Origin of the sequence: Pseudomonas furukawaii (assembly GCF_002355475.1) — a bacterium.
Lineage (GTDB): Bacteria > Pseudomonadota > Gammaproteobacteria > Pseudomonadales > Pseudomonadaceae > Metapseudomonas > Metapseudomonas furukawaii.
The window spans coordinates 992,871-1,012,403 of sequence record NZ_AP014862.1; the positions used below are offsets into that span (position 1 = coordinate 992,871).

At 67.3% G+C, this 19,533-nt stretch carries 15 protein-coding genes; 8 read left to right on the forward strand and 7 right to left on the reverse strand.

Annotated features, from left to right (window positions below; all coding sequences use genetic code 11):
* The 7 genes from KF707C_RS04620 to KF707C_RS04650 all read left to right on the forward strand — a co-directional run bounded on the left by KF707C_RS04620 (position 1) and on the right by KF707C_RS04650 (position 9,665).
* Positions 1–681 (forward strand): Fe2+-dependent dioxygenase, encoded by a 681-nt coding sequence (locus KF707C_RS04620; protein ID WP_003452027.1) that lies wholly within the window; start codon positions 1–3, stop codon positions 679–681.
* 11 nt (positions 682–692) lie between these two features.
* Entirely contained in the window at positions 693–1,802 is a 1,110-nt protein-coding gene (locus KF707C_RS04625) for an alpha-hydroxy acid oxidase (protein ID WP_003452025.1), read from the forward strand.
* A 251-nt stretch (positions 1,803–2,053) separates the two neighbouring features.
* The gene (locus tag KF707C_RS04630; protein WP_003452021.1) at positions 2,054–4,243 is read left to right on the forward strand and encodes a TonB-dependent receptor; all 2,190 of its coding nucleotides are present in this window, start codon (positions 2,054–2,056) and stop codon (positions 4,241–4,243) included.
* 182 nt (positions 4,244–4,425) lie between these two features.
* Positions 4,426–6,987: a PepSY domain-containing protein gene (locus KF707C_RS04635; RefSeq protein ID WP_003452019.1), complete on the forward strand. Its 2,562-nt coding sequence runs from the start codon at positions 4,426–4,428 to the stop codon at positions 6,985–6,987.
* Between the two features lie 334 nt (positions 6,988–7,321).
* A complete protein-coding gene (locus tag KF707C_RS04640) occupies positions 7,322–8,068 on the forward strand; it encodes a 5-oxoprolinase subunit PxpA (protein WP_036992787.1) in 747 nt (248 codons plus the stop codon).
* Positions 8,065–8,742, forward strand: a complete 678-nt coding sequence (gene pxpB, locus KF707C_RS04645) for a 5-oxoprolinase subunit PxpB (RefSeq protein WP_003452015.1) — start codon at positions 8,065–8,067, stop codon at positions 8,740–8,742. The genes KF707C_RS04640 and pxpB overlap by 4 nt, the downstream gene beginning before the upstream one ends.
* Positions 8,739–9,665: a 5-oxoprolinase subunit C family protein gene (locus KF707C_RS04650; RefSeq protein ID WP_003452012.1), complete on the forward strand. Its 927-nt coding sequence runs from the start codon at positions 8,739–8,741 to the stop codon at positions 9,663–9,665. The genes pxpB and KF707C_RS04650 overlap by 4 nt, the downstream gene beginning before the upstream one ends.
* 48 nt (positions 9,666–9,713) lie before the next feature.
* Here the strand turns inward: KF707C_RS04650 and KF707C_RS04655 are convergent, their stop codons facing one another.
* The 6 genes from KF707C_RS04655 to KF707C_RS04680 form a co-directional block, all read right to left on the reverse strand.
* On the reverse strand, positions 9,714–10,685 hold the full coding sequence (locus tag KF707C_RS04655; RefSeq protein ID WP_003452010.1) for a peptide ABC transporter ATP-binding protein: 972 nt from the start codon (positions 10,683–10,685) through the stop codon (positions 9,714–9,716).
* A complete protein-coding gene (locus KF707C_RS04660) occupies positions 10,682–11,656 on the reverse strand; it encodes an ABC transporter ATP-binding protein (protein ID WP_003452007.1) in 975 nt (324 codons plus the stop codon). The genes KF707C_RS04655 and KF707C_RS04660 overlap by 4 nt, the downstream gene beginning before the upstream one ends.
* Before the next feature lie 129 nt (positions 11,657–11,785).
* Complete coding sequence (locus KF707C_RS04665) at positions 11,786–12,697, reverse strand: ABC transporter permease subunit (protein ID WP_003452005.1); 912 nt, start codon at positions 12,695–12,697, stop codon at positions 11,786–11,788.
* Between the two features lie 30 nt (positions 12,698–12,727).
* On the reverse strand, positions 12,728–13,738 hold the full coding sequence (locus KF707C_RS04670; protein WP_003452003.1) for an ABC transporter permease subunit: 1,011 nt from the start codon (positions 13,736–13,738) through the stop codon (positions 12,728–12,730).
* A 196-nt stretch (positions 13,739–13,934) separates the two neighbouring features.
* Positions 13,935–15,536, reverse strand: a complete 1,602-nt coding sequence (locus KF707C_RS04675) for an ABC transporter substrate-binding protein (RefSeq protein ID WP_096368003.1) — start codon at positions 15,534–15,536, stop codon at positions 13,935–13,937.
* Positions 15,537–15,799: 263 nt separating this feature from the next.
* Positions 15,800–16,363 carry a cupin domain-containing protein gene (locus tag KF707C_RS04680; RefSeq protein WP_003452034.1) on the reverse strand — a complete coding sequence of 188 codons (564 nt, stop codon included), beginning with the start codon at positions 16,361–16,363 and terminating at the stop codon, positions 15,800–15,802.
* A gap of 160 nt (positions 16,364–16,523) precedes the next feature.
* Between KF707C_RS04680 and KF707C_RS04685 the strand changes: the two genes are divergently transcribed.
* Positions 16,524–17,741, forward strand: coding sequence for a M24 family metallopeptidase (locus tag KF707C_RS04685; RefSeq protein WP_003452035.1), 1,218 nt, complete (start codon positions 16,524–16,526; stop codon positions 17,739–17,741).
* 162 nt (positions 17,742–17,903) lie between these two features.
* On the opposite strand, the gene KF707C_RS04690 is transcribed toward KF707C_RS04685, so the two are convergent.
* Complete coding sequence (locus KF707C_RS04690; RefSeq protein ID WP_003452036.1) at positions 17,904–19,502, reverse strand: ABC transporter substrate-binding protein; 1,599 nt, start codon at positions 19,500–19,502, stop codon at positions 17,904–17,906.
* Between the last annotated feature and the right edge of the window lie 31 nt (positions 19,503–19,533).

Below are 19,533 nucleotides of genomic sequence, written 5' to 3' on the forward strand. Positions count from 1 at the left end.
GTGATGTTCCATATCCCTGATGTGCTCACCCCGGATGAAGTGCGCCAATGCCGCGAGGCCCTGGAACGGGCGAACTGGCTGGATGGCCGGGGAACGGCCGGGCACATGGCGGTGCGTGCCAAGGACAACCAGCAACTGGCCCAGGACGACCCGCTGGCGCAGCAGATCGGCGACTTCATCGTCCAGCGCCTGGGCAACCACCCGCAGTTCATCGCCGCCGCGCTCCCGCTCAAGGTGCTGCCGCCGCGCTTCAACCGCTACAGCGGCGGGGGCACCTACGGCGATCACATCGACAATGCGATCTTCAGCGTGCCGGGCACGACCCATCGGGTCCGCAGCGACCTGTCCGCCACCCTGTTCTTCTGCGACCCCGACGACTACGACGGGGGAGAACTGGTGGTGGAGGACACCTATGGCAGCCACCGTGTGAAGCTGCCCGCCGGCCACCTGGTGCTCTACCCGGGCAGCAGCCTGCACCGGGTGGAACCTGTCACCCGTGGCGCGCGGATGGCCGCCTTCTTCTGGATCCAGAGCCTGGTGCGGGAGGACAGCCAGCGGTCGCTGCTGCTGGAACTGGACAGCGCGATCCAGCAACTGGGCGAGTCGGTTCCCGACAATCCCGCCCTGGTGCGCCTGACCGGCGTCTACCACAACCTGTTGCGGCACTGGTCGAACACCTGAGCGGAACCCTCATGACGCCTCTTCCCAAACTCCAGCAGATTCCCGCCGAGATCGCCTGCGTCGCCGACTACGAGCCCTTCGCCCGCGAACGCATGACGCCGTCGGCCTGGGCCTACCTGGTCGGTGGCGCCGCCGATGAGTCGACCCTGGCCGACAACCTCGCCGCCTTTCGCCGCATCCGTCTGCAGAATCGCGTCCTGGAAGACCTGCGCGGCGGCCACACGCGACTCGATCTCTGCGGGCTGGCGCTGGACTACCCCATCCTCCTGGCCCCGGTGGCCTTCCAGAGGCTCGCCCATCCGGAGGGCGAGCTGGCCACGGCGCTCGGTGCCTCGGCCATGGGCGCCGCCATGGTGGTCAGCACCCAGGCCAGTGTCAGCCTGGAGGCCATCGCCCAGGCGGCTCAGGCGCCGCTGTGGTTCCAGCTCTATATCCAGCCGGACCGGGACTTCACCCGGGACCTGGTGCGCCGCGCCGAGGCGGCCGGTTACCGCGCCCTGGTGGTGACGGTGGATGCCCCGGTCAACGGCCTGCGCAACCGGGAGCAACGCTCGGGGTTCGCGCTGCCGGACGGTGTCGAGGCGGTCAACCTCAAGGGCATGCGCGGCCTGCCGCCCAGCATCGCCCAGCCGGGAAGCAGCCCGCTGTTCGGCAGTCCGTTGCTGGAGCATGCGCCCACCTGGAAGGACCTGGAATGGCTGCAATCCATCACCCATCTGCCGGTGCTGGTGAAGGGGGTGATGAACCCGAGTGATGCTTCCCGCGCGGTGGAGCGGGGCGTCGCCGGCATCCTGGTGTCCAACCACGGCGGGCGGACCCTGGACGGCCTGCCGGCCACGCTGGACGTGCTCCCCGCCATCGCCCGGGCGGTGCAGGGCCGGGTGCCCCTGCTGCTGGACGGTGGCATTCGTCGGGGCTCCGATGTCTTCAAGGCGCTCGCCCTGGGCGCCAGCGCCGTGATGATCGGCCGGCCCTATGTGTTCGGACTGGCCGCTGCGGGGGCCACGGGCGTGGCCCATGTGCTGCACCTGTTGCGCACCGAGCTGGAGGTCACCATGGCGCTGACCGGGTGCCCGACCCTGGACGCGATCGAGGCGTCGCTGATCCTCGGCAGTAGCTGAGGGATGACCGACCAATCATGAAGCAAGGCTCATCCGTCATCGCCTGCAGATCAGTGCCTTAAGGGGGGCTCCTACATTAATTTGTGTTTTTTGTAGGATTTTTCCCGATTTTTGTCAGGCTTTTCTCGGAAGATGATGATTCTCAGACTTTTCCGAGAAATGTAAAGAATTTGTAAAGAAAGCAAGAGAATCTTTACTGATAAACATTCGCAAATAGAATCGCGCCTCAAATTCACTGGGGAGTGATTCTTATGAGCAAGAAGAGCAATCTGCCGCAACGCGCGCTGCTGGCCTCGGCCATCGGCCTGGCGACCGCCTCCACCGCCGGTCTGGCCCTCGCCGAACAGGGCGCGCTGGAACTGGGCAGCGTCAATGTCGACGGCAAGGCCGAGAAATCCTACAAGGTCGAGGAATCCGCCTCCGCCAAGTACACCGCGCCGCTGCTGGACACTCCGCAGACCATCACCGTCGTACCCAAGGAAGTGATCCAGGAGCAGCAGGCCCTGAGCCTGCGCCAGGTGCTCTCCAACGTCTCCGGCATCACCTTCAACGCCGGCGAGGGCGGTGGCGGTTCCGGCGACAGCATCAACATCCGTGGCTTCTCCGCCAACAGCAACATCCAGGTCGACGGCCTGCGCGACAGCGCCCAGACCAGCCGCACCGACACCTTCAACATCGAGCAGGTCGAGGTCATCAAGGGCCCGAACTCGGTATTCGGTGGCGCCGGCACCACCGGTGGCAGCATCAACATCATCAGCAAGCAGCCGATGGACCGCGCCTTCACCCGCATCGGCGGCGGCCTGGGCACCGACAACTACCATCGCCTGACCCTGGACACCAACCAGCCGCTGGAAGGCCTGGGCACCGACAGCGCCCTGCGCCTGAACCTGATGGCCCACGAGAACGACGTGCCCGGCCGCGACCAGATCGATCGCGAACGCTGGGGCATCGCGCCTTCCCTGCGCCTGGGCTTCAACGAGTCCACCCGACTGACCCTGAGCGCCTTCCACCAGACCGACGACAACCTGCCCGACTACGGCGTACCGGCCCTGGACGGCAAGAAGCTCGCCGGCGTGAGCCGCGAGGACTACTTCGGCTGGAAGAACCTGGACAAGGAAGAGATCGAGCAGAACGCCTTCACCGCGAACTTCGAGCACGATTTCAACGACAACCTGCGCCTGCAGAACCTGACCCGCTACAGCCGCGTGGACCGTGACACCGTGGTGTCGGCGTCCCACGTGAACCTGACCGGCGTGCCGGCGGGCAACTACCGTCCGGCCGGTCCCCAGGCCTACGGCCGCGACGTGACCACCGACATGTGGATCAACCAGACCAACCTGCGCGCCAGCTTCGACACGGCGGGCCTCGGCCATGAGCTGGTCACCGGCGTCGAACTGTCCCGCGAGAACTTGGACCTCAAGACCTACAACCACGGCCTGGGCAACGCCCTCTATCCGGCCGACGGCTACGACTTGGCCAACCCGCCGGGGCAGTGGAACGGTCCGATTAACAAGACCATCACCGGGTACACCGAGAACCAGCTGGACAACAAGGCGCTGTACGTCTTCGACACCATCGCCCTGAACGAGCAATGGGACCTGAACCTGGGCCTGCGTTACGACTGGTTCGACGCGGAAAGCGAAACCTTCTCCGCCACCCAGGTGCGCACCGGTCGCTTCACCTCCAAGGATGAAGAGCTGAGCAGCCGCGCCGGCCTGGTCTACAAACCCACCGATAACGGCCGCATCTATGTGGCCTGGGGGACGTCCTTCAACCCCTCGGCGGAGAACGTCGCCTCCAATGGCGGTGGTCTGAACGGCAACACCCAGAACCTCGATCCCGAGAAGAACGAAACCTGGGAACTGGGCACCAAGTGGGAATTCCTGGGCGGTCGCCTGATGCTGGACGGCGCGGTGTTCCGCGTCGAGAAGACCGATGCCCGCGAGCAACTGGCCGATGGAAGCTACATCCTGGCGGGCGAGCAGCGCGTCCAGGGCGTGGAGCTGGGGGCTACCGGCAAGGTCACCGACCGCTGGAACGTCTACGCCAACTACACCTTCCTCGACAGCGAGACCCTCAAGTCCGAGATCGATCCGGCGCGTGAAGGCCAGGCCCTGGGCAACACCCCGCCGCACTCCTTCAACCTCTGGACCACCTACGAGCTGCCGCAAGGCTGGACCCTGGGCTATGGCGCCCGCTATGTGAGCGAGCGCAACGTCAGCTCCAGCACCCAGGCCAAGCTGGATGACTACTGGCTGCACAACGCCATGGTCGGCTACAAGGTCAGCGACAACCTCGACCTGCAGCTGAACGTGAACAACCTGTTCGACGAGGACTACGTGGAGCGCGTGCGCCAGAACATCGGCACCACCGCCCGCTCCTCCGCCATCGAATACGGCGACGCCCGCTCGGCGATCCTTTCCGCCACCTACTCCTTCTGATGAAGGCGCCGTGGGTCCCCGCCTCCCGGGGCCCACGGCGACGCTGTAAATATTCGGTAAAACATCGATTTCCTGATTTAACGCATCCCGTTCTCAAATAGAATCGCGTCCCGGTCAGGCATGGGGCCGACCGCGACCAAGCGATACGACACGCCGCCCGGCGTGTTCCCGAGGGATATCACGTGTTCAAGAAGATCCTGTTCCAGCTGCACTGGCTGTTCGGCATCAGTGCGGGGCTGGTACTCGCCCTGATGGGCATCACCGGGGCCGCCTACAGCTTCCAGGACGAGATCCTCCGCGCGCTCAACCCCGAGACCCTCAAGGTCGAGGTGCGCGAGCAGGGCGTGCTGCCGCCTGCCGAACTGGTGCGCCGGATCGAGGCCGCCGAAGGCAAGACGGTGTCCGGCCTCTGGGTGGAGACCGGCGGCGACCATGCCGCCCGGGTCTTCTTCACCCCGCCGCCCGGTGAGCGCCGTGGCCCGATGCGCTGGTTCGATCCCTACACCGGTGAGCTCCTCGGCCACCCCACTGGGCAGCAATTTTTCGGCCTGATGCTGCAACTGCACCGCTTCCTCGCCATGGGCGAGTTCGGCAAGCAGATCACCGCCGCCTGCACACTGATCCTGATTTTCTTCTGCCTGTCCGGCCTCTATTTGCGCTGGCCGCGCAAGGCCGGCAACTGGCGGGCCTGGCTGACCCTGGACTGGTCGCGCAAGGGCCGCAGCTTCAACTGGGACCTGCACGCGGTGGCCGGCACCTGGTGCCTGGCGTTCTACCTCCTGGCGGCGCTGACCGGCCTGTTCTGGTCCTACGACTGGTACCGCGAGGGGCTCAATCGCCTGCTCTCCGATGCCCCGGCCGGCCAGCAGGGCAAGCCCGGCGAACGCCGTGGCGAGGGTCGCGCTCGCCCCGGCATGCAGGCCCCGTCCGGCCCGCCGCTGGTGGTGGACTATGACGCGCTGTGGAAAAGCATCCGCGAGACCGCCGGCCCGACCCTGAGCGCCTACAACCTGCGCCTGCCTCCGGCCGGTGGCCAGCCCGCCCAGGTGTTCTACCTGCTGGAGGATGCGGCGCATCCCCGCGCTCTCAACCGGATCACGCTCGACCCCGCCACTGGCAAGGTGGCTCGCAGCGAGCGCTACACCGAGAAGAGTTTCAAGGCGCAGTTGCTGGCCAGCGTCTACGCGCTGCACGTGGGCGAATACTTCGGGCTGACCGGCCGCATCCTGATGATGCTGGCCAGTCTCGCCATGCCCTTGTTCTTCATCACCGGCTGGCTGCTCTACCTCGACCGCCGCCGCAAGAAGCGCGCGGCGAAGGCCGCCCGTGGCGACCTCGGGCCCAGCGGTGGCAAGGAGTCCTGGCTGATCGGTTTCGCCAGCCAGAGCGGCCTCGCGGAACAGCTGGCCTGGCAGAGCGCCGGTCAGTTGCAGGCCGCCGGCATGCCAGTGCGTGTCGAGCCGCTCGCGCGCCTGGATGGCGCGGCCCTGGCCGAGACGCGCAACGCCCTGTTCGTGGTCAGCACCTTCGGTGATGGCGAGGCCCCGGACAATGCCCGTGGTTTCGAGCGCAAGGTGCTCGGACAGGCCTCGCAACTGGCCGGCTTGAGCTACGCCGTGCTGGCCCTGGGGGATCGCCAGTACGAGCAGTTCTGTGGCTTTGGCCGGCGCCTGCAAGCCTGGCTGCAAGGGCAGGGCGCCAAGGCCCTGTTCGACCCGGTGGAGGTGGACAACGCCGACCAGCAGGCGCTCCAGCACTGGCAGCAGCGGTTGGCCCAGCTCTCTGGCAGCGGCGTGCTGACGCCCTGGAACGGCCCGGTTTTCGACAGCTGGACCCTGGAGGGCCGCGAGCACCTGAACCCCGGCAGCCAGGGTGAGTCCACCTGGATGCTGCGCTTGCGCGCCCCGGCGCACGGCCAGGCGGACTGGAAAGCCGGCGACCTGGTGGAGATCCTGCCGCGTCAGGCGGAGCCGGTGATCGACGCCTGGCTGGCCCGGCATCACCTCGACGGTGAGGCGCCGGTGGAGCTGGACGGCGTGCGCCAGCCCTTGCGCCAGGCCCTGGCCGGTCGACAGATTCCCGACAGCTTCGAACACCTGGTGGGGCTGCAGCCCCAGGCCCTGATCCAGGCCCTGATTCCCCTGGCGGCGCGGGAGTATTCGATCGCCTCCCTGGCCAGTGACGGAGTCCTGGAGCTGATCGTGCGCCAGGAGCGGCGTCCCGACGGCCGCCTGGGCATCGCTTCCGGCTGGCTGACCCACTACCTGCCGCTGGGTGCCCCGGTTCCCCTGCGCCTGCGCCGCAACAGCCGTTTCCACCTCGTCGAGGACGACCGTCCGCTGATCCTCATCGGCAACGGCACCGGCCTTGCCGGCCTGCGCAGCCTGCTCAAGGCCGCCATCGCCGATGGCCGCACCCGCAACTGGCTGCTGTTCGGCGAGCGCAACCAGACCCACGACTTCTATTGCCGCGATGAACTCCAGGGCTGGCTGGCCCGGGGCGAACTGCAGCGGCTGGACCTGGCCTTCTCCCGCGATCAGGCCGGGAAGGTCTATGTGCAGGACCGCCTGCGCGAGGCCGCCGCCGAACTGCGCGACTGGCTGGACCAGGGCGCGGTGATCCATGTCTGCGGCAGCCTGCAAGGCATGGCCGAAGGGGTGGACCGCGTGCTGCGGGACCTCCTCGGCGACGACGCCGTAGAGCAGCTGGGCGACGAGGGCCGCTACCGCCGCGACGTCTACTGACGCGCCCCGCACCGCGTCCCTGTAGGAGCGAGCTTGCTCGCGAAGACCCCGGCGCCGTTCGCCGGCGAGCCGGCTCCTACGATGTGGGATCTTGCACGGTGCTCCCGTGGGAGCGGGCTTGCCCGCGAAGCGTTCCGTGCCGTTCGCCGGCGAGCCGGCTCCTACGATGTGGGACCTTGCGCGGTGTTCCCGTGGGAGCGGGCTTGCCCGCGAAGCGTTCGGTGCCGTTCGCCGGCGAGCCGGCTCCTACGACGGCAGGCCCGGCGTCGCCCGGTAGGAACGGGCTTGCCCGCGAAACTCGCTCAGGCGGGGATGGAGAGCCATAATCCGCTCCATGAACAGACGAATCCTACTCAACTGCGACATGGGCGAAAGCTTCGGTGCCTGGCGCATGGGCGATGACGAGCACGCCATGCCGCTGGTGGACCAGGCCAACCTCGCCTGTGGCTTCCATGCGGGCGACCCCCTCACCATGCAGCGCACGGTGATGCTGGCGGTGCGCAACGACGTGCGCATCGGCGCCCATCCCGCCTACCCCGACCTGGCCGGTTTCGGTCGGCGTCACCTGGCCTGTTCGCCGGAGGAGGTGCGTGCCCAGGTGCTCTATCAGATCGGCGCCCTGGAGGCCTTCTGCCGGTCGCTGGGGACCCAGGTGGCCTATGTGAAGCCCCATGGCGCGCTCTACAACGACCTGGTCCGTGACGATGCGCTGCTGGCGGCGGTGCTGGATGCCTGCGCCAGCTACCGCAAGGGGTTGCCGCTGATGGTGCTGGCGCTGGCCGACAACAGTCGCGAGCTGGAACTGGCGGACGCGGCCGATGTGCCGCTGATGTTCGAGGCCTTCGCCGACCGCGCCTACCTGTCCGATGGCCAGTTGGCGCCCCGTCGCCTGCCCGGCGCGGTGCACCAGGATCCGCAGCGCATCCTCGATCAGGCCCTGGCCATCGCCACCGGCGAACCCTTCCCCGACATCGACGGCAAGCCGTTGCGGTTGTCGGCGGACAGCCTCTGCGTGCATGGCGACAACCCGGAATCCCTGGCGGTGCTGCGCCGCTTGAGGGGCAAGCTGGACACCCTATGATCCGAATCGAGCCCGCCGGTGCCGAGGCCCTGCTGCTGGTGCTGGCCGAAGCACCGGACGACCGGCTGCCGCTGCGCATCGCCCAGTTGGCCGAGCGCCTGAGGGCTCACTGCGGGCCTTTGCTGCGGGACCTGGTGCCGGGCTGGACCACCTTGCTGCTGCACTACGACCTGATGCGGACCGATCACCAGGCGCTGGCCCGGCTGATCGAGCCGCTCCTGGAGGCGTGGCTGGTGGAACCGGTGGCCGCCGGTGCTGGCCGGCTGCACCGGATCCCCGTCTGGTACTGCGGCGAGGACCTGCCCTGGGTCGCCGACGCCTGCGGCATCTCCGTGGAGGCGGTGGTGGACCTGCATTGCAGCGTCGAGTACCGGGTGGGCGCCATCGGCTTTTCCCCGGGGTTCGCCTACCTGGGCGGGCTCGATCCCCGCCTGGCACTCCCTCGGCGCTCCAGTCCCCGGGTTCATGTCCCGGCCGGCAGCCTGGCGATCGCCGAGCGGCAGACGGCGATTTATCCACAGGCCTCGCCCGGCGGCTGGCATCTGCTGGGACGCTGTCCCTGGACACTGTTCGACGCCCATCGCGAATCCCCCAGCCTGATGGCCTTGGGCGACCGGGTCCGTTTCCAGCCCATCGACGAGGCCGCTTTTCGCGCGGAAGGGGGCGAGACGTGAGCCTGCTCGAGGTGATCCGGCCAGGTCCGCTGTCCCTGTTGCAGGACGCCGGGCGGTACGGCTGGCAGCACCTGGGCGTGTCCCCGGCCGGTCCCATGGATCCGCTGGCGGCCGCCTGGGCCAATCGCCTGCTGGGCAATCCCCGTGGGTGCGCGGTACTGGAGATCGCCTTGGGCGATGTCGAACTGGAGGCCCGGTCGGCGCTTTGGGTGGCCTTCACCGGTGCCGAGATGCCACTCAGCGTGGACGGCTCGCCACGGCTGAACGGGTCGCGCTTTCGCCTGGAGGCCGGGCAGCGCTTGCGGATCGGATTCGCCCGCAGCGGACAGCGCGGGTACCTGGCGCTGGTGGGCGGTATCCGGGCCGAGCCGGTGCTGGGTAGCGTGGCCTGCCAGATGCGCGAGTGCCTGGGCGGCCTGGACGGAAGCGGCGCACGCATCGGTGCGGGCGACCTGCTGGCGGGCGAGGCCGGGGACTTCCCCTGGGGCGCCAGCGTGCCCTGGCCCTGGCAGCCGGACTACCGCGCGGCGCAGGTGCTGCGGGTGGTGATCGGCGGCGATGCCGCCGCGTTCGAGGAGGCCGAGGCCCGAGCGTTCTTCGAGCGGGCCTGGCAGTTGAGTCCAGTTTCCGACCGCATGGGCGCGCGACTGCAGGGCCCGCCCATCGCGGCGCCCAGGCGACAGTGGTCGCAGGGCGTGGTCGGCGGCGCCATCCAGGTGCCGCCGGACGGCCAGCCCATCATCCTCATGGCCGACCGCCAGACCATGGGTGGCTATCCCGTACTCGGCTGGGTGCATCCGCTGGACCTGGGACGCCTGGCCCAGTGCCCGGCGAATCAGTGGCTGCGCTTCACCGTCATGAGCCTGGAGGACGCCCAGGACGAATTGCGGGCCTTCTATCGTTTCTTCGACGGCCGGGCCTAGTCGGTAGCCCGGATTTCACCCGGCCGGGGATCTCCAGCCTGTGGCGAACTAGTCGCTGATGGTCTCGACGTTGTGGCAGGCCACCTGGCGGGCGTCCAGCAGGCGCAGCTCCGGTACGTCCACGCGGCAGCGTTCGGTGGCGTAGGGGCAGCGCTTGTGGAAGGCGCAACCGCTGGGCGGGTCCAGGGGGTTGGGCAGCTCGCCGGCGATCTTGATCTTGGGCCTGGCCGGATCCGGGTGAATCGCCGGCGTGGCCGAGAGCAAGGCGCGGGTATAGGGGTGCAGCGGACGCTCGTAGATGCGTTCGCCGGGCCCCATTTCCACTGGCCGGCCGAGGTACATCACCAGCACATCGTTGGCCACGTGGCGCACCACGGCCAGGTTGTGGGAGATGAACACGTAGCCGGTGTCGTAGCGCTCCTGCAGGTCCATGAAGAGGTTCAGCACCTGGGCCTGGATCGACACGTCCAGGGCCGAGGTGGGTTCGTCCGCCACCAGCACCTTGGGGGTGAGCATCATGGCCCGGGCCAGGGCGATGCGCTGGCGCTGGCCGCCGGAGAACATGTGCGGGTAGCGCTGGTAGTGCTCGGGGCGCAGGCCCACCTGCTGCATCATCGCCTGCACCCGTTCGCGGCGCTCGCTGCGGGACAGGCCGGTGTTGATCAGCAGCGGCTCGGCCAACTGGTCGCCCACCTTCTGCCGTGGGTTGAGGGAGGCGTAGGGGTTCTGGAAGACCATCTGCACATCGCGGCGCAGCTGCTTGCGTTCATCCTTGCTGGCGCCGGCCACCTCGCGCCCGGCGATCTGCAGGGAACCGGAGGAGGGCTCCTCGATCAGGGTCAGGGCGCGGGCCAGGGTGGATTTGCCGCAGCCGGATTCGCCGACCACGGCCAGGGTGCGGCCGGCCTCGAGCTCGAAGGACACGCCATTGAGGGCGCGGACCAGGGCGCTGGGCTTGAACAGGCCACGGGAGACTTCGTAGTGGCGGTGCAGGTCTCGGGCGGTCAGTACGGCACTCATCGCGCCACCTCGATCAGGTTAAGGGGGTAGAAGCAGCGCACGGCGCCGTGGGCATGGGTGTCCAGGCGCGGGCGCTGGGCGACGCAGTTCGACTGGACGTAGGGGCAGCGCGGTGAAAGCAGGCAGCCCTGGGGCCGGTCGTAGCGGCCGGGAACGATGCCCGGCAGGGTGGACAGTCGCCGCGCGCCCAGGCTGTGCTCGGGGATGGCCTTGAGCAGGGCTTCGGTATAGGGGTGGGTCGGGGCGTTGAACAGTCGTGGCACCTGGCCGATCTCCACCGCCTGCCCGGCATACATCACGCAGACGCGGTTGGCGGTTTCGGCGACCACGGCCAGGTCGTGGGTGATCAGCACCAGGCCCATGCCCTGGTCCCGCTGCAGGTCCAGCAGCAGGTCCATGATCTGCGCCTGGATGGTCACGTCCAGGGCGGTGGTGGGTTCGTCGGCGATCAGCAGCTTGGGTTCGGCAGCGATGGCCATGGCGATGGCGACCCGCTGGCTCATGCCCCCGGAGAGTTGGTGGGGGTAGGCGTCAAGGCGACTGGCGGCGCCGGGGATCTCCACCCGCTCCAGCAGTTCCAGGGCGCGCTGGCGGGCGGCCCGGCCCTTGAGGCCCAGGTGCTGGCGCAGCACTTCCTCGATCTGGAAACCCACGGTGTAGCTGGGGTTGAGGGCGGTCATCGGGTCCTGGAAGACCATGGCCAGGTCCTTGCCGACGATGTGCCGGCGCTGGCGGCCCTTGAGGGTGAGCATGTCGTGGCCATCGAAGCGCAGGCTGTCGGCGCTGATGCGTCCCGGCGGGTCGATCAGGCCCATCAGGGCCATCATGGTCACCGACTTGCCGGAGCCGGACTCGCCGACAATGGCGAGCACTTCGCCCTTGTCCACGTTGAGGTCGAGGCCGTCCACCACCGGGACGGCATCGGCGTCGCCGAAGCGCACGGAGAGGTTCCTGATTTCGAGGAGGCTCATGCGGAGGTCTCCAGGCAGTACGCAATGCCTGGACGCGGCATTGCAGGGGCGAGCTCGCTCGCGAAGGGGGACCGCAGGTTCGCCAGCGAGCTGGCTCCTGCGAAGATTTCACGATTCATGGCGGACTCCTCAGACGGCGTTCTTGAGCTTCGGGTCCAGCGCGTCGCGCAGGCCGTCGCCCATCAGGTTGATCGCCAGAACGCTGAGCAGGATGGTCAGGCCGGGCAGCGAGACCACCCACCAGGCGCGTTCGATGTAGTCGCGCGCGGAGGCCAGCATGGTGCCCCACTCGGGAGTGGGGGGCTGCACGCCCAGGCCGAGGAAGCCCAGGGCGGCGGCGTCGAGGATGGCCGAGGAGAAGCTCAGGGTGGCCTGGACGATCAGCGGCGCCATGCAGTTGGGCAGCACGGTGACGAACATCAGGCGCAGCAGGCCGGCACCGGCCAGGCGCGAGGCGGTGACGTAGTCGCGGTTCAGCTCGCCCATCACCGAGGCGCGGGTCAGGCGCACGTAGGAGGGCAGGGAGACGATGGCGATGGCGATCACGGTGTTGATCAGGCCCGGGCCGAGGATGGCGACGATGGCCACCGCCAGCAGCAGCGACGGCAGGGCCAGCATGATGTCCATCAGGCGCATGATCGAGGGCCCCAGCAGGCGCGGGAAAAAGCCCGCCACCAGGCCCAGGAGGATGCCGGGGATCAGCGACATCAGCACCGAGGCCAGGCCGATCATCAGGGACAGGCGTGCGCCGTGGATCAGGCGCGAGAGCAGGTCGCGGCCCAGTTCGTCGGTACCCAGCAGGAACCGGGCCTGGCCGCCTTCCAGCCACACCGGCGGGGTGAGCAGGAAGTCGCGGAACTGTTCGCTCGGGTCGTGGGGGGCGACCCAGGGGGCGAAGAGGGCGCAGAAGACGATGAGGATCATGAAGGCGAGGCCGCCGACCGCGCCCTTGTTGTGGGCGAAGGCCTTCCAGAACTCCCTGAGGGGCGAGGGGTAGAGGATGCTCGGGTCAGTGGCCGGGATGTTTGAAGCTGTGTTCATTTAGCACTCCAGAGAACCTGTCCAGGGTCGTCAACGCTGGTGGCGGATGCGTGGGTTGACCAGGCCATAGAGGATGTCCACGACGAAGTTCACCAGGATCACCAGGCAGGCGATCAGCAGGATGCCGTTCTGCACCACCGGATAGTCGCGAGCGCCGATGGCTTCGATCAGCCATTTGCCGATGCCCGGCCAGGAGAAGATGGTTTCGGTCAGCACGGCGCCGGCCAGCAGGGTGCCCACTTGCAGGCCGAACACCGTGAGCACCGGGATCAGCGCGTTGCGCAGGCCGTGGACGAAGACCACCCGGGCCGGCGACAGCCCCTTGGCGCGGGCGGTGCGGACGTAGTCCTCGCGCAGCACTTCGAGCATGGCCGAGCGGGTCATCCGGGCGATCACCGCCAACGGGATGGTGCCCAGCACCACGGCGGGCAGGATCAGGTGGCGCAAGGCGTCGTTGAAGGCGCCTTCCTCATCGGAGAGCAGGGTGTCGATGAGCATGAAGCCGGTCCTGGGCTCGATGTCGTAGAGCAGGTCTATCCGTCCCGAGACCGGGGTCCAGCCAAGCCCCACCGAGAAGAACATGATCAGCAGCAGGCCCCACCAGAAGATCGGCATGGAGTAGCCCGCGAGGGAAATGCCCATCACGCCGTGGTCGAACAGCGAGCCGCGCTTCAGGGCGGCGATGACGCCGGCCAGCACGCCCAGGGTGCCGGAGAAGATCAGCGCGGCAATGGCCAGTTCCAGGGTGGCGGGGAACAGCGTGAGGAATTCGTTCCATACGCCTTCCCGGGTGCGCAGGGATTCGCCCAGGTCGCCCTGGGCCAGCTTGCCGATGTAGTCCAGGTACTGGGCCGGTAGGGGTTTGTTGAGGCCCAGGCGCTCCATGGCCTGGGCATGCATTTCCGGGTCGACCCGGCGCTCGCCCATCATCACTTCCACCGGGTCGCCGGGGATCAGGCGGATCAGGGCGAAGGTGAGCAGGGTGACGCCGAAGAAGGTGGGGATCAGAAGTCCCAGTCGACGTGCGATGAAACTCAGCATTTGGGCTAGTCACTCCTCGTTCTTGTCATGCCGGCCAGCGGGCCGGCCGTCCCCAGCAGTGTAGGCCGCATGGGGCTTGGCGCCGGTTCGAGGGTGAGTCGGCGGCGCCAGGGTGGCGTTGAGGCAGGTGGGTTCAGCCTCGGCCGGTCTGTCGCCAGCCTGAGGAGGTCGAAGGGCCGCCGTACGGCCCTGTCGCTCAGGGCTCGTTCCTGACGCCGTAGAAGCTGTTGCGGCCGAAAGGGCTGATCAGGAAATCCTTCACGCTGGCGCGCATCGGCTGGTAGACGGTGGAGTGGGCGATCGGGGTGATCGGCACCTGCTCCTTCAGGACGTGCTGGGCCTGCTTGTACAGCTCGGTGCGCCGGGCCGTGTCCGAGGTGCTCTTGGCGGCCTTCACCAGCTTGTCGTAGTTGGCGTCGCACCATTTGGAGAAGTTGTTGCCGTCCACCGCGTCGCAACCGTAGAGGGTGCCCAGCCAGTTGTCCGGGTCGCCGTTGTCGCCGGTCCAGCCGATCAGCATGGCGTCGTGCTCGCCATTGTGGGCGCGCTTGATGTACTCGCCCCATTCGTAGGTGACGATCCTGGCCTTGATGCCGACCTTGGCCCAGTCCGCCTGGAGCATCTCGGCCATCAGCTTGGCGTTGGGGTTGTAGGCGCGCTGCACGGGCATGGCCCAGAGGCTGATCTCGGTGCCCTCGGCCACGCCGGCGGCCTTGAGCAGGGCCTTGGCCTTCTCCGGGTCGTAGCCGGCGTCCTTGATGGTCTCGTCGTAGGACCACTGGGTCGGCGGCATGCCGTTGACGGCGAGCTGGCCGGCGCCCTGGTAGACGGCGTCGATGATGGCCTGCTTGTTCACCGCCATGTCCAGGGCCTGGCGCACTTCGAGCTTGTCGAAGGGCGCGCGGGTGACGTTGTAGGCGATGTAGCCGAGGTTGAAGCCCGGCTCGCTGGGCACCACCAGCCTGGGGTCGGCCTTCAGCGAGGCGAGGTCGGCGGGGCGCGGGTTCAGGGTGATCTGGCACTCGCCGGCCTTGAGCTTCTGCGCGCGCACCGAAGCGTCGGTGTTGATGGCGAAGATCAGGTTGTCGATCTTCACGTCCTCGGGCTTCCAGTAGTCCTTGTTGCCGGTGAAGCGGATCTGTGCGTCCTTCTGGTAGCGCTTGAGCACGAAGGGACCGGTGCCGATGGGCTTCTGGTTGATGTCGGCGGCCTTGCCGGCCTCGAGCAGCTGGTCGGCGTACTCGGCGGACTGGATGGCGGCGAAGTTCATCGCCAGGTTCTGGATGAAGGCCGCGTCCACCTGGTTGAGGGTGAAGGCCACGGTCAGGTCATCGAGCTTTTCCACCTTGGCGATGTTCGCGTCCAGGCCCATGTCGGTGAAGTAGGGGAACTCGGTGGGGTACGCCTTGCGGAAGGGGTGCTCCTTGTCGAGCATGCGCTGGAAGGTGAAGACCACGTCATCGGCATTGAAGTCGCGGCTCGGCTTGAAGTACGCGGTGGTGTGGAACTTCACGCCGGGGCGCAGGTGGAAGACGTAGCGCTTGCCGTCCTCGCTGATGTCCCAGGAGCGGGCCAGGGCGGGTTCCACCTGGGTGCTGCCGCGTTTGAACTGGGCCAGCCGGTTGAAGAGGGTTTCCGAGGTGGCGTCGAAATCGGTGCCGGTGGTGTATTGGCCCGGGTCGAAGCCGGCGGGGCTGCCCTCGGAGCAGAAGACCAGATTGTTGGCGGCGACGCTGACGCTGGAGCCGAGGATCATGCCGGCGGCGAGCAGGGCCTGGAGCGGGGATTTCTGACGCATGCGAACCTCGTTGTTCTTTTTCTGAGGATGGCAGCCAGGTCCGGTGCGGTATCTCGCGGGAGACGAGGCTCCGGCCTGATGCGGGCGGCTTCGTGGGCCGTCCCGTTGCCCGTCTGTCACGCCACCCTTGGATCCTGTGCATCGGTGGCGGAGGTTCATCGCGGAGACAGTTCGCCTCGGCGATGGACCGTGGCGGAACTTAAGTGATGCTGAAATTAAGGTCAACTTAAATTCAGTGGGGCTTACTTATCGACACCCGTGGGTCAAGGCGTGGGGTGGTCGTCGAAAAGTCCCATGGTGGTCACGGTGAGCACTTCTGCGACGTCATTGCCGGAGTTGGCGAGGAAATGCGGCTTTCCGGCGTCGAAATGCACCGAATCACCTGGCCCGAGCGGGTAGTTGCGGCCCTCGATGGTGTAGGTGATCTGCCCGGAGAGCACATAGGCGAACTCGGCACCTTCATGGGAAATGAGTTCGGACTGGTAGCCCGCCGGCATGCTCATCTTCACGGCGTTGATCAGGTTGCCGGGGAAGTTGCTGGACAGGCGCTCGTAGGCCAGGGGCTGGCCGCCGATGGTGTAGCGCACCCGCTGGCCCTGGTGGGAGTCCGGTTCGGGCTGCGGCGGCTGGTCGAACAGGGTGTTCAGCGGCACGCCCAGGGACTTGGCGATACTGGCCAGCGACGAGATGGACACGCCGGTGAGGTTGCGTTCCGCCTGGGACAGGAAGCTGGCGGTGAGGCCCGATTCGGCGGCGACTTGGTTCAGGGTCTTGTTGGCGGCGCGGCGATAGCGGCGCAGACGCTCCCCGATGCGATCTACGGTCATTGGCGAGGCTCTTGTTCTGAAGGCGGTCAGTATAGCGGGCGTCGCATCGTAGGAAAGAGCTGTCGCACTATTGAAATTAAGTGCTACTGAAAATTTACTTTGACGGTAATTTAAGTAGAACTTAAATTTTGCCCGTCGAATTTTCACTCGGGAGCACAAGATGACGATCGGCGTGGGGGGCAAGACCCCGGAGCAGGCCCTGGCAGAACTGGCCGACATGACCACGGGTATGGCGCCCATCGCCTTGGGCGAATACCAGGCGCGCATCGCTCGGGCCCAGGCACTGATGCGGGAGCAGGGCATCGCCGCGCTCTATCTGAACGCCGGCAGCAACCTGCGTTACTTCACCGGTGTGAAGTGGAACCCCAGCGAGCGCCTGGTGGGGGCGTTGCTGCCTGCGGAGGGTGAGCTGGCCTACCTTGCACCGGCCTTCGAGGAGGGGACCATCCGCGACTTTCGGGTGGTGGAGGGCCTTATCCACAGCTGGCAGGAGCATGAGAGCCCTTATCGCCTTCTGCTGGACCAGCTGCATGAGCTGGGTGTGAGTGCCGGCCAGCGAGTGGGACTCTGTCCGTCCCTGGCCTTCTTCATGTTCGACGGTATCCGCCGGCTGGGCGACGGGTTCGACTTCGTCGACGCCTCCACCGTGATCGATCGCTGCCGATTCCAGAAGTCCGCCGCCGAGCTGGCGCTGATGCAACGGGCGAAGGACATGACCCTGGAAGTCCACAAGGCGGCGGCCAGCATCCTGCGCGAAGGCATCAGTACCACGGAGGTGGCCGAGTTCATCCATCAGGCCCACCGCCAGGTCGGCGCGCCGGGGTCGACCTTCTGCATCGTGCTGTTCGGCGCGGCCAGCGCTTTCCCCCATGGCGTGAAGCATGCGCAGCGGTTGAAGGAGGGCGACATGGTGCTGATCGACACGGGTTGCCAGCTCCATGGCTACCAGTCGGATATCACCCGCAGCTACGTGTTCGGCCAACCCAATGAACGCCAGCGTGCGTTCTGGAACCTTGAGAAGGCGGCCCAGCAGGCGGCTTTCGACGCGGCGCGGCTGGGGGCGCCATGCGGTTCGGTGGACGCCGCCGCTCGACGCTGCCTGGAGGCCGGCGGGTTGGGCCCGGACTACCGGTTGCCGGGGCTGCCCCACCGCACCGGCCATGGTATCGGCCTGGACATCCATGAGGGCCCCTATCTGGTGCGGGGCGACGAGACCCCCTTGGCGGAAGGGATGTGCTTTTCCAACGAGCCGATGATCTGCGTGCCGGGCGAGTTCGGCATTCGCCTGGAGGATCACTTCTACATGACGGCCGAGGGTCCGCGCTGGTTCACCCAGCCAAGCCATTCCATCGAGGATCCGTTCGGGTTGGAGGCCTGAGGAGAGCGTCGAGTCCGTCCGGCCCTGGCGCGCTCGTTTGCGAATGTCGTTACGGGCTTCGCATAGAGCGGGCTCGCCCGCGAAGGCCACTCGCGCGTTCGCCGGCAAGCCGGCTCCTACGATGCGCGTGTAGAAGCCGGCTCGCGAAATTCGGCTTGGTGTTTAAGGTGCGAGTTTCACCCTGGCGAAGCTGTTCGTGCCCAGCGGACTCAACTGGTAGCCCTCCACGCCCTTGCGCAGGGCAACGAACTGCTTGGGATGGGCCAGGGGAATCCAGGGGGCCTGCTCGTGGAAGATGGCCAGGGCCTGCCGGTAGAGCGGCGCACGCTGCTCGGGGTCGGTCAGGGCGCGGGCCCGGCGGATCAGTTCGTCGAACTCCGGGTTGCACCAGCCCGTCAGGTTCTCCCCGGACGTCACTGCGCCGCAGGAGAGGTTGGGGGTGAGGAAGTTGTCCGGGTCTCCGTTGTCGCCGGCCCAGCCCATGAACACCAGGTCGTGTTCGCCGTTCTTCGCCCGCTTGATGAGCTCGCCCCATTCGACCATGCGGATCTCGCTCTGGATGCCGATGGCCGCCAGGTCGGCCTGCAGCATCTGCGCGCCGATACCCGGGTTGGGGTTGGTGCTGGTACCACCGGGGCGGGTCCAGATGGACAACGTGAAGCCTTCCTCGTACCCCGCCTCGGCCAGAAATCGCCGTGCTCGTTCCGGGTCATGGGGCCAGGGCTGCAGTTTGTCGTTGTAGCCCAGCAAGGTGGGCGGGTAGGGGGCCACGGCGATGCTGGCGTTGTCTTCGCCGTACTGCGCGCGGATATAGGACCGGGTGTCGAAGGCGAGGTTGATGGCCTGGCGTACCCGTACGTCGTCCAGGGGCGCGTGGCGGGTGTTGATGCCGATGTAGGCGATGAGCTGGGAGTCGAGTTCGAGGACCTCCAGGGCCGGGTCCTGGCGCAGGGCGGCGACATCGGTGGGGCGTGGATAGACGGCGATCTGGCATTCCCCCGCCCTGAGCTTCTGCACCCGCACATTGGAGTCGGGGGAGATGGAGAACAGCAGGCGGTCGATGGCGGGGCGGCCCGCCCAGTAGTCAGGGTTGGCGCGGTAGCGCACCTGGGCGTCCTTGCGGTAGCGCTCGAAGATGAAGGGGCCGGTGCCCACCGGCTCGCGGTTGAGCTGTTCCGGCTTGCCGGCGTCGAGCAGTTGTCCGCCGTACTCTGCGGAGTAGAGGGAAGTGAAGCCCATGGCGAGATTCGCCAGGAACGGCGCCTCCCGCTGTTTGAGGGTAAAGCGCACGCGGTGGTCGTTCAGCTTCTCGATACCCTCGACGAGGTTGGCGAGGTCCATGGACTCGGCATAGGGGAAACCACGTGGCGACAGCTTGTGCCAGGGATGCTGCGGGTCCAGCTGGCGCTGGAAGCTCCAGAGCACGTCGTCGGCGTTGAAGTCGCGGCTGGGGGTGAACCAGGGCGTGCTGTGGAACTTCACGCCCTGGCGCAACTGGAACTCGTAGACACGCCCGTCGGGGCTGATGGTCCAGCTTTCCGCCAGCCCCGGCTCGAGGCGTGTGCTGCCGGGGACGAAGTGCACCAGGCGGTCGAAGAGGGTTTCGGCCGAGGCATCGGCGGTGGTGGCGGCGGTGTACTGGGCGATATCGAAGCCCTCCGGGCTGGCTTCGGTGCAGACCACCAGGCTGCTGGCCTGGACGAGCGTCTGTGTTCCGCCAAGGGTCAGGAGCAGGAGCGTCAGGCGAAGGGGCTTGAACATGGGGGAACTCCTGGGCGCCGGGGAGGGGACC

Excerpts from the sequence above, each read along its gene's own strand:
- KF707C_RS04660 (WP_003452007.1), bottom strand. The coding sequence starts at position 11,656 with ATGAGCCTCCTCGAAATCAGGAACCTCTCCGTGCGCTTCGGCGACGCC.
- pxpB (WP_003452015.1), top strand. The coding sequence starts at position 8,065 with ATGATCCGAATCGAGCCCGCCGGTGCCGAGGCCCTGCTGCTGGTGCTG.
- KF707C_RS04675 (WP_096368003.1), bottom strand. The coding sequence starts at position 15,536 with ATGCGTCAGAAATCCCCGCTCCAGGCCCTGCTCGCCGCCGGCATGATC.
- KF707C_RS04665 (WP_003452005.1), bottom strand. The coding sequence starts at position 12,697 with ATGAACACAGCTTCAAACATCCCGGCCACTGACCCGAGCATCCTCTAC.
- KF707C_RS04670 (WP_003452003.1), bottom strand. The coding sequence starts at position 13,738 with ATGCTGAGTTTCATCGCACGTCGACTGGGACTTCTGATCCCCACCTTC.
- KF707C_RS04655 (WP_003452010.1), bottom strand. The coding sequence starts at position 10,685 with ATGAGTGCCGTACTGACCGCCCGAGACCTGCACCGCCACTACGAAGTC.
- KF707C_RS04625 (WP_003452025.1), top strand. The coding sequence starts at position 693 with ATGACGCCTCTTCCCAAACTCCAGCAGATTCCCGCCGAGATCGCCTGC.
- KF707C_RS04685 (WP_003452035.1), top strand. The coding sequence starts at position 16,524 with ATGACGATCGGCGTGGGGGGCAAGACCCCGGAGCAGGCCCTGGCAGAA.
- KF707C_RS04690 (WP_003452036.1), bottom strand. The coding sequence starts at position 19,502 with ATGTTCAAGCCCCTTCGCCTGACGCTCCTGCTCCTGACCCTTGGCGGA.
- KF707C_RS04680 (WP_003452034.1), bottom strand. The coding sequence starts at position 16,363 with ATGACCGTAGATCGCATCGGGGAGCGTCTGCGCCGCTATCGCCGCGCC.
- KF707C_RS04630 (WP_003452021.1), top strand. The coding sequence starts at position 2,054 with ATGAGCAAGAAGAGCAATCTGCCGCAACGCGCGCTGCTGGCCTCGGCC.
- KF707C_RS04640 (WP_036992787.1), top strand. The coding sequence starts at position 7,322 with ATGAACAGACGAATCCTACTCAACTGCGACATGGGCGAAAGCTTCGGT.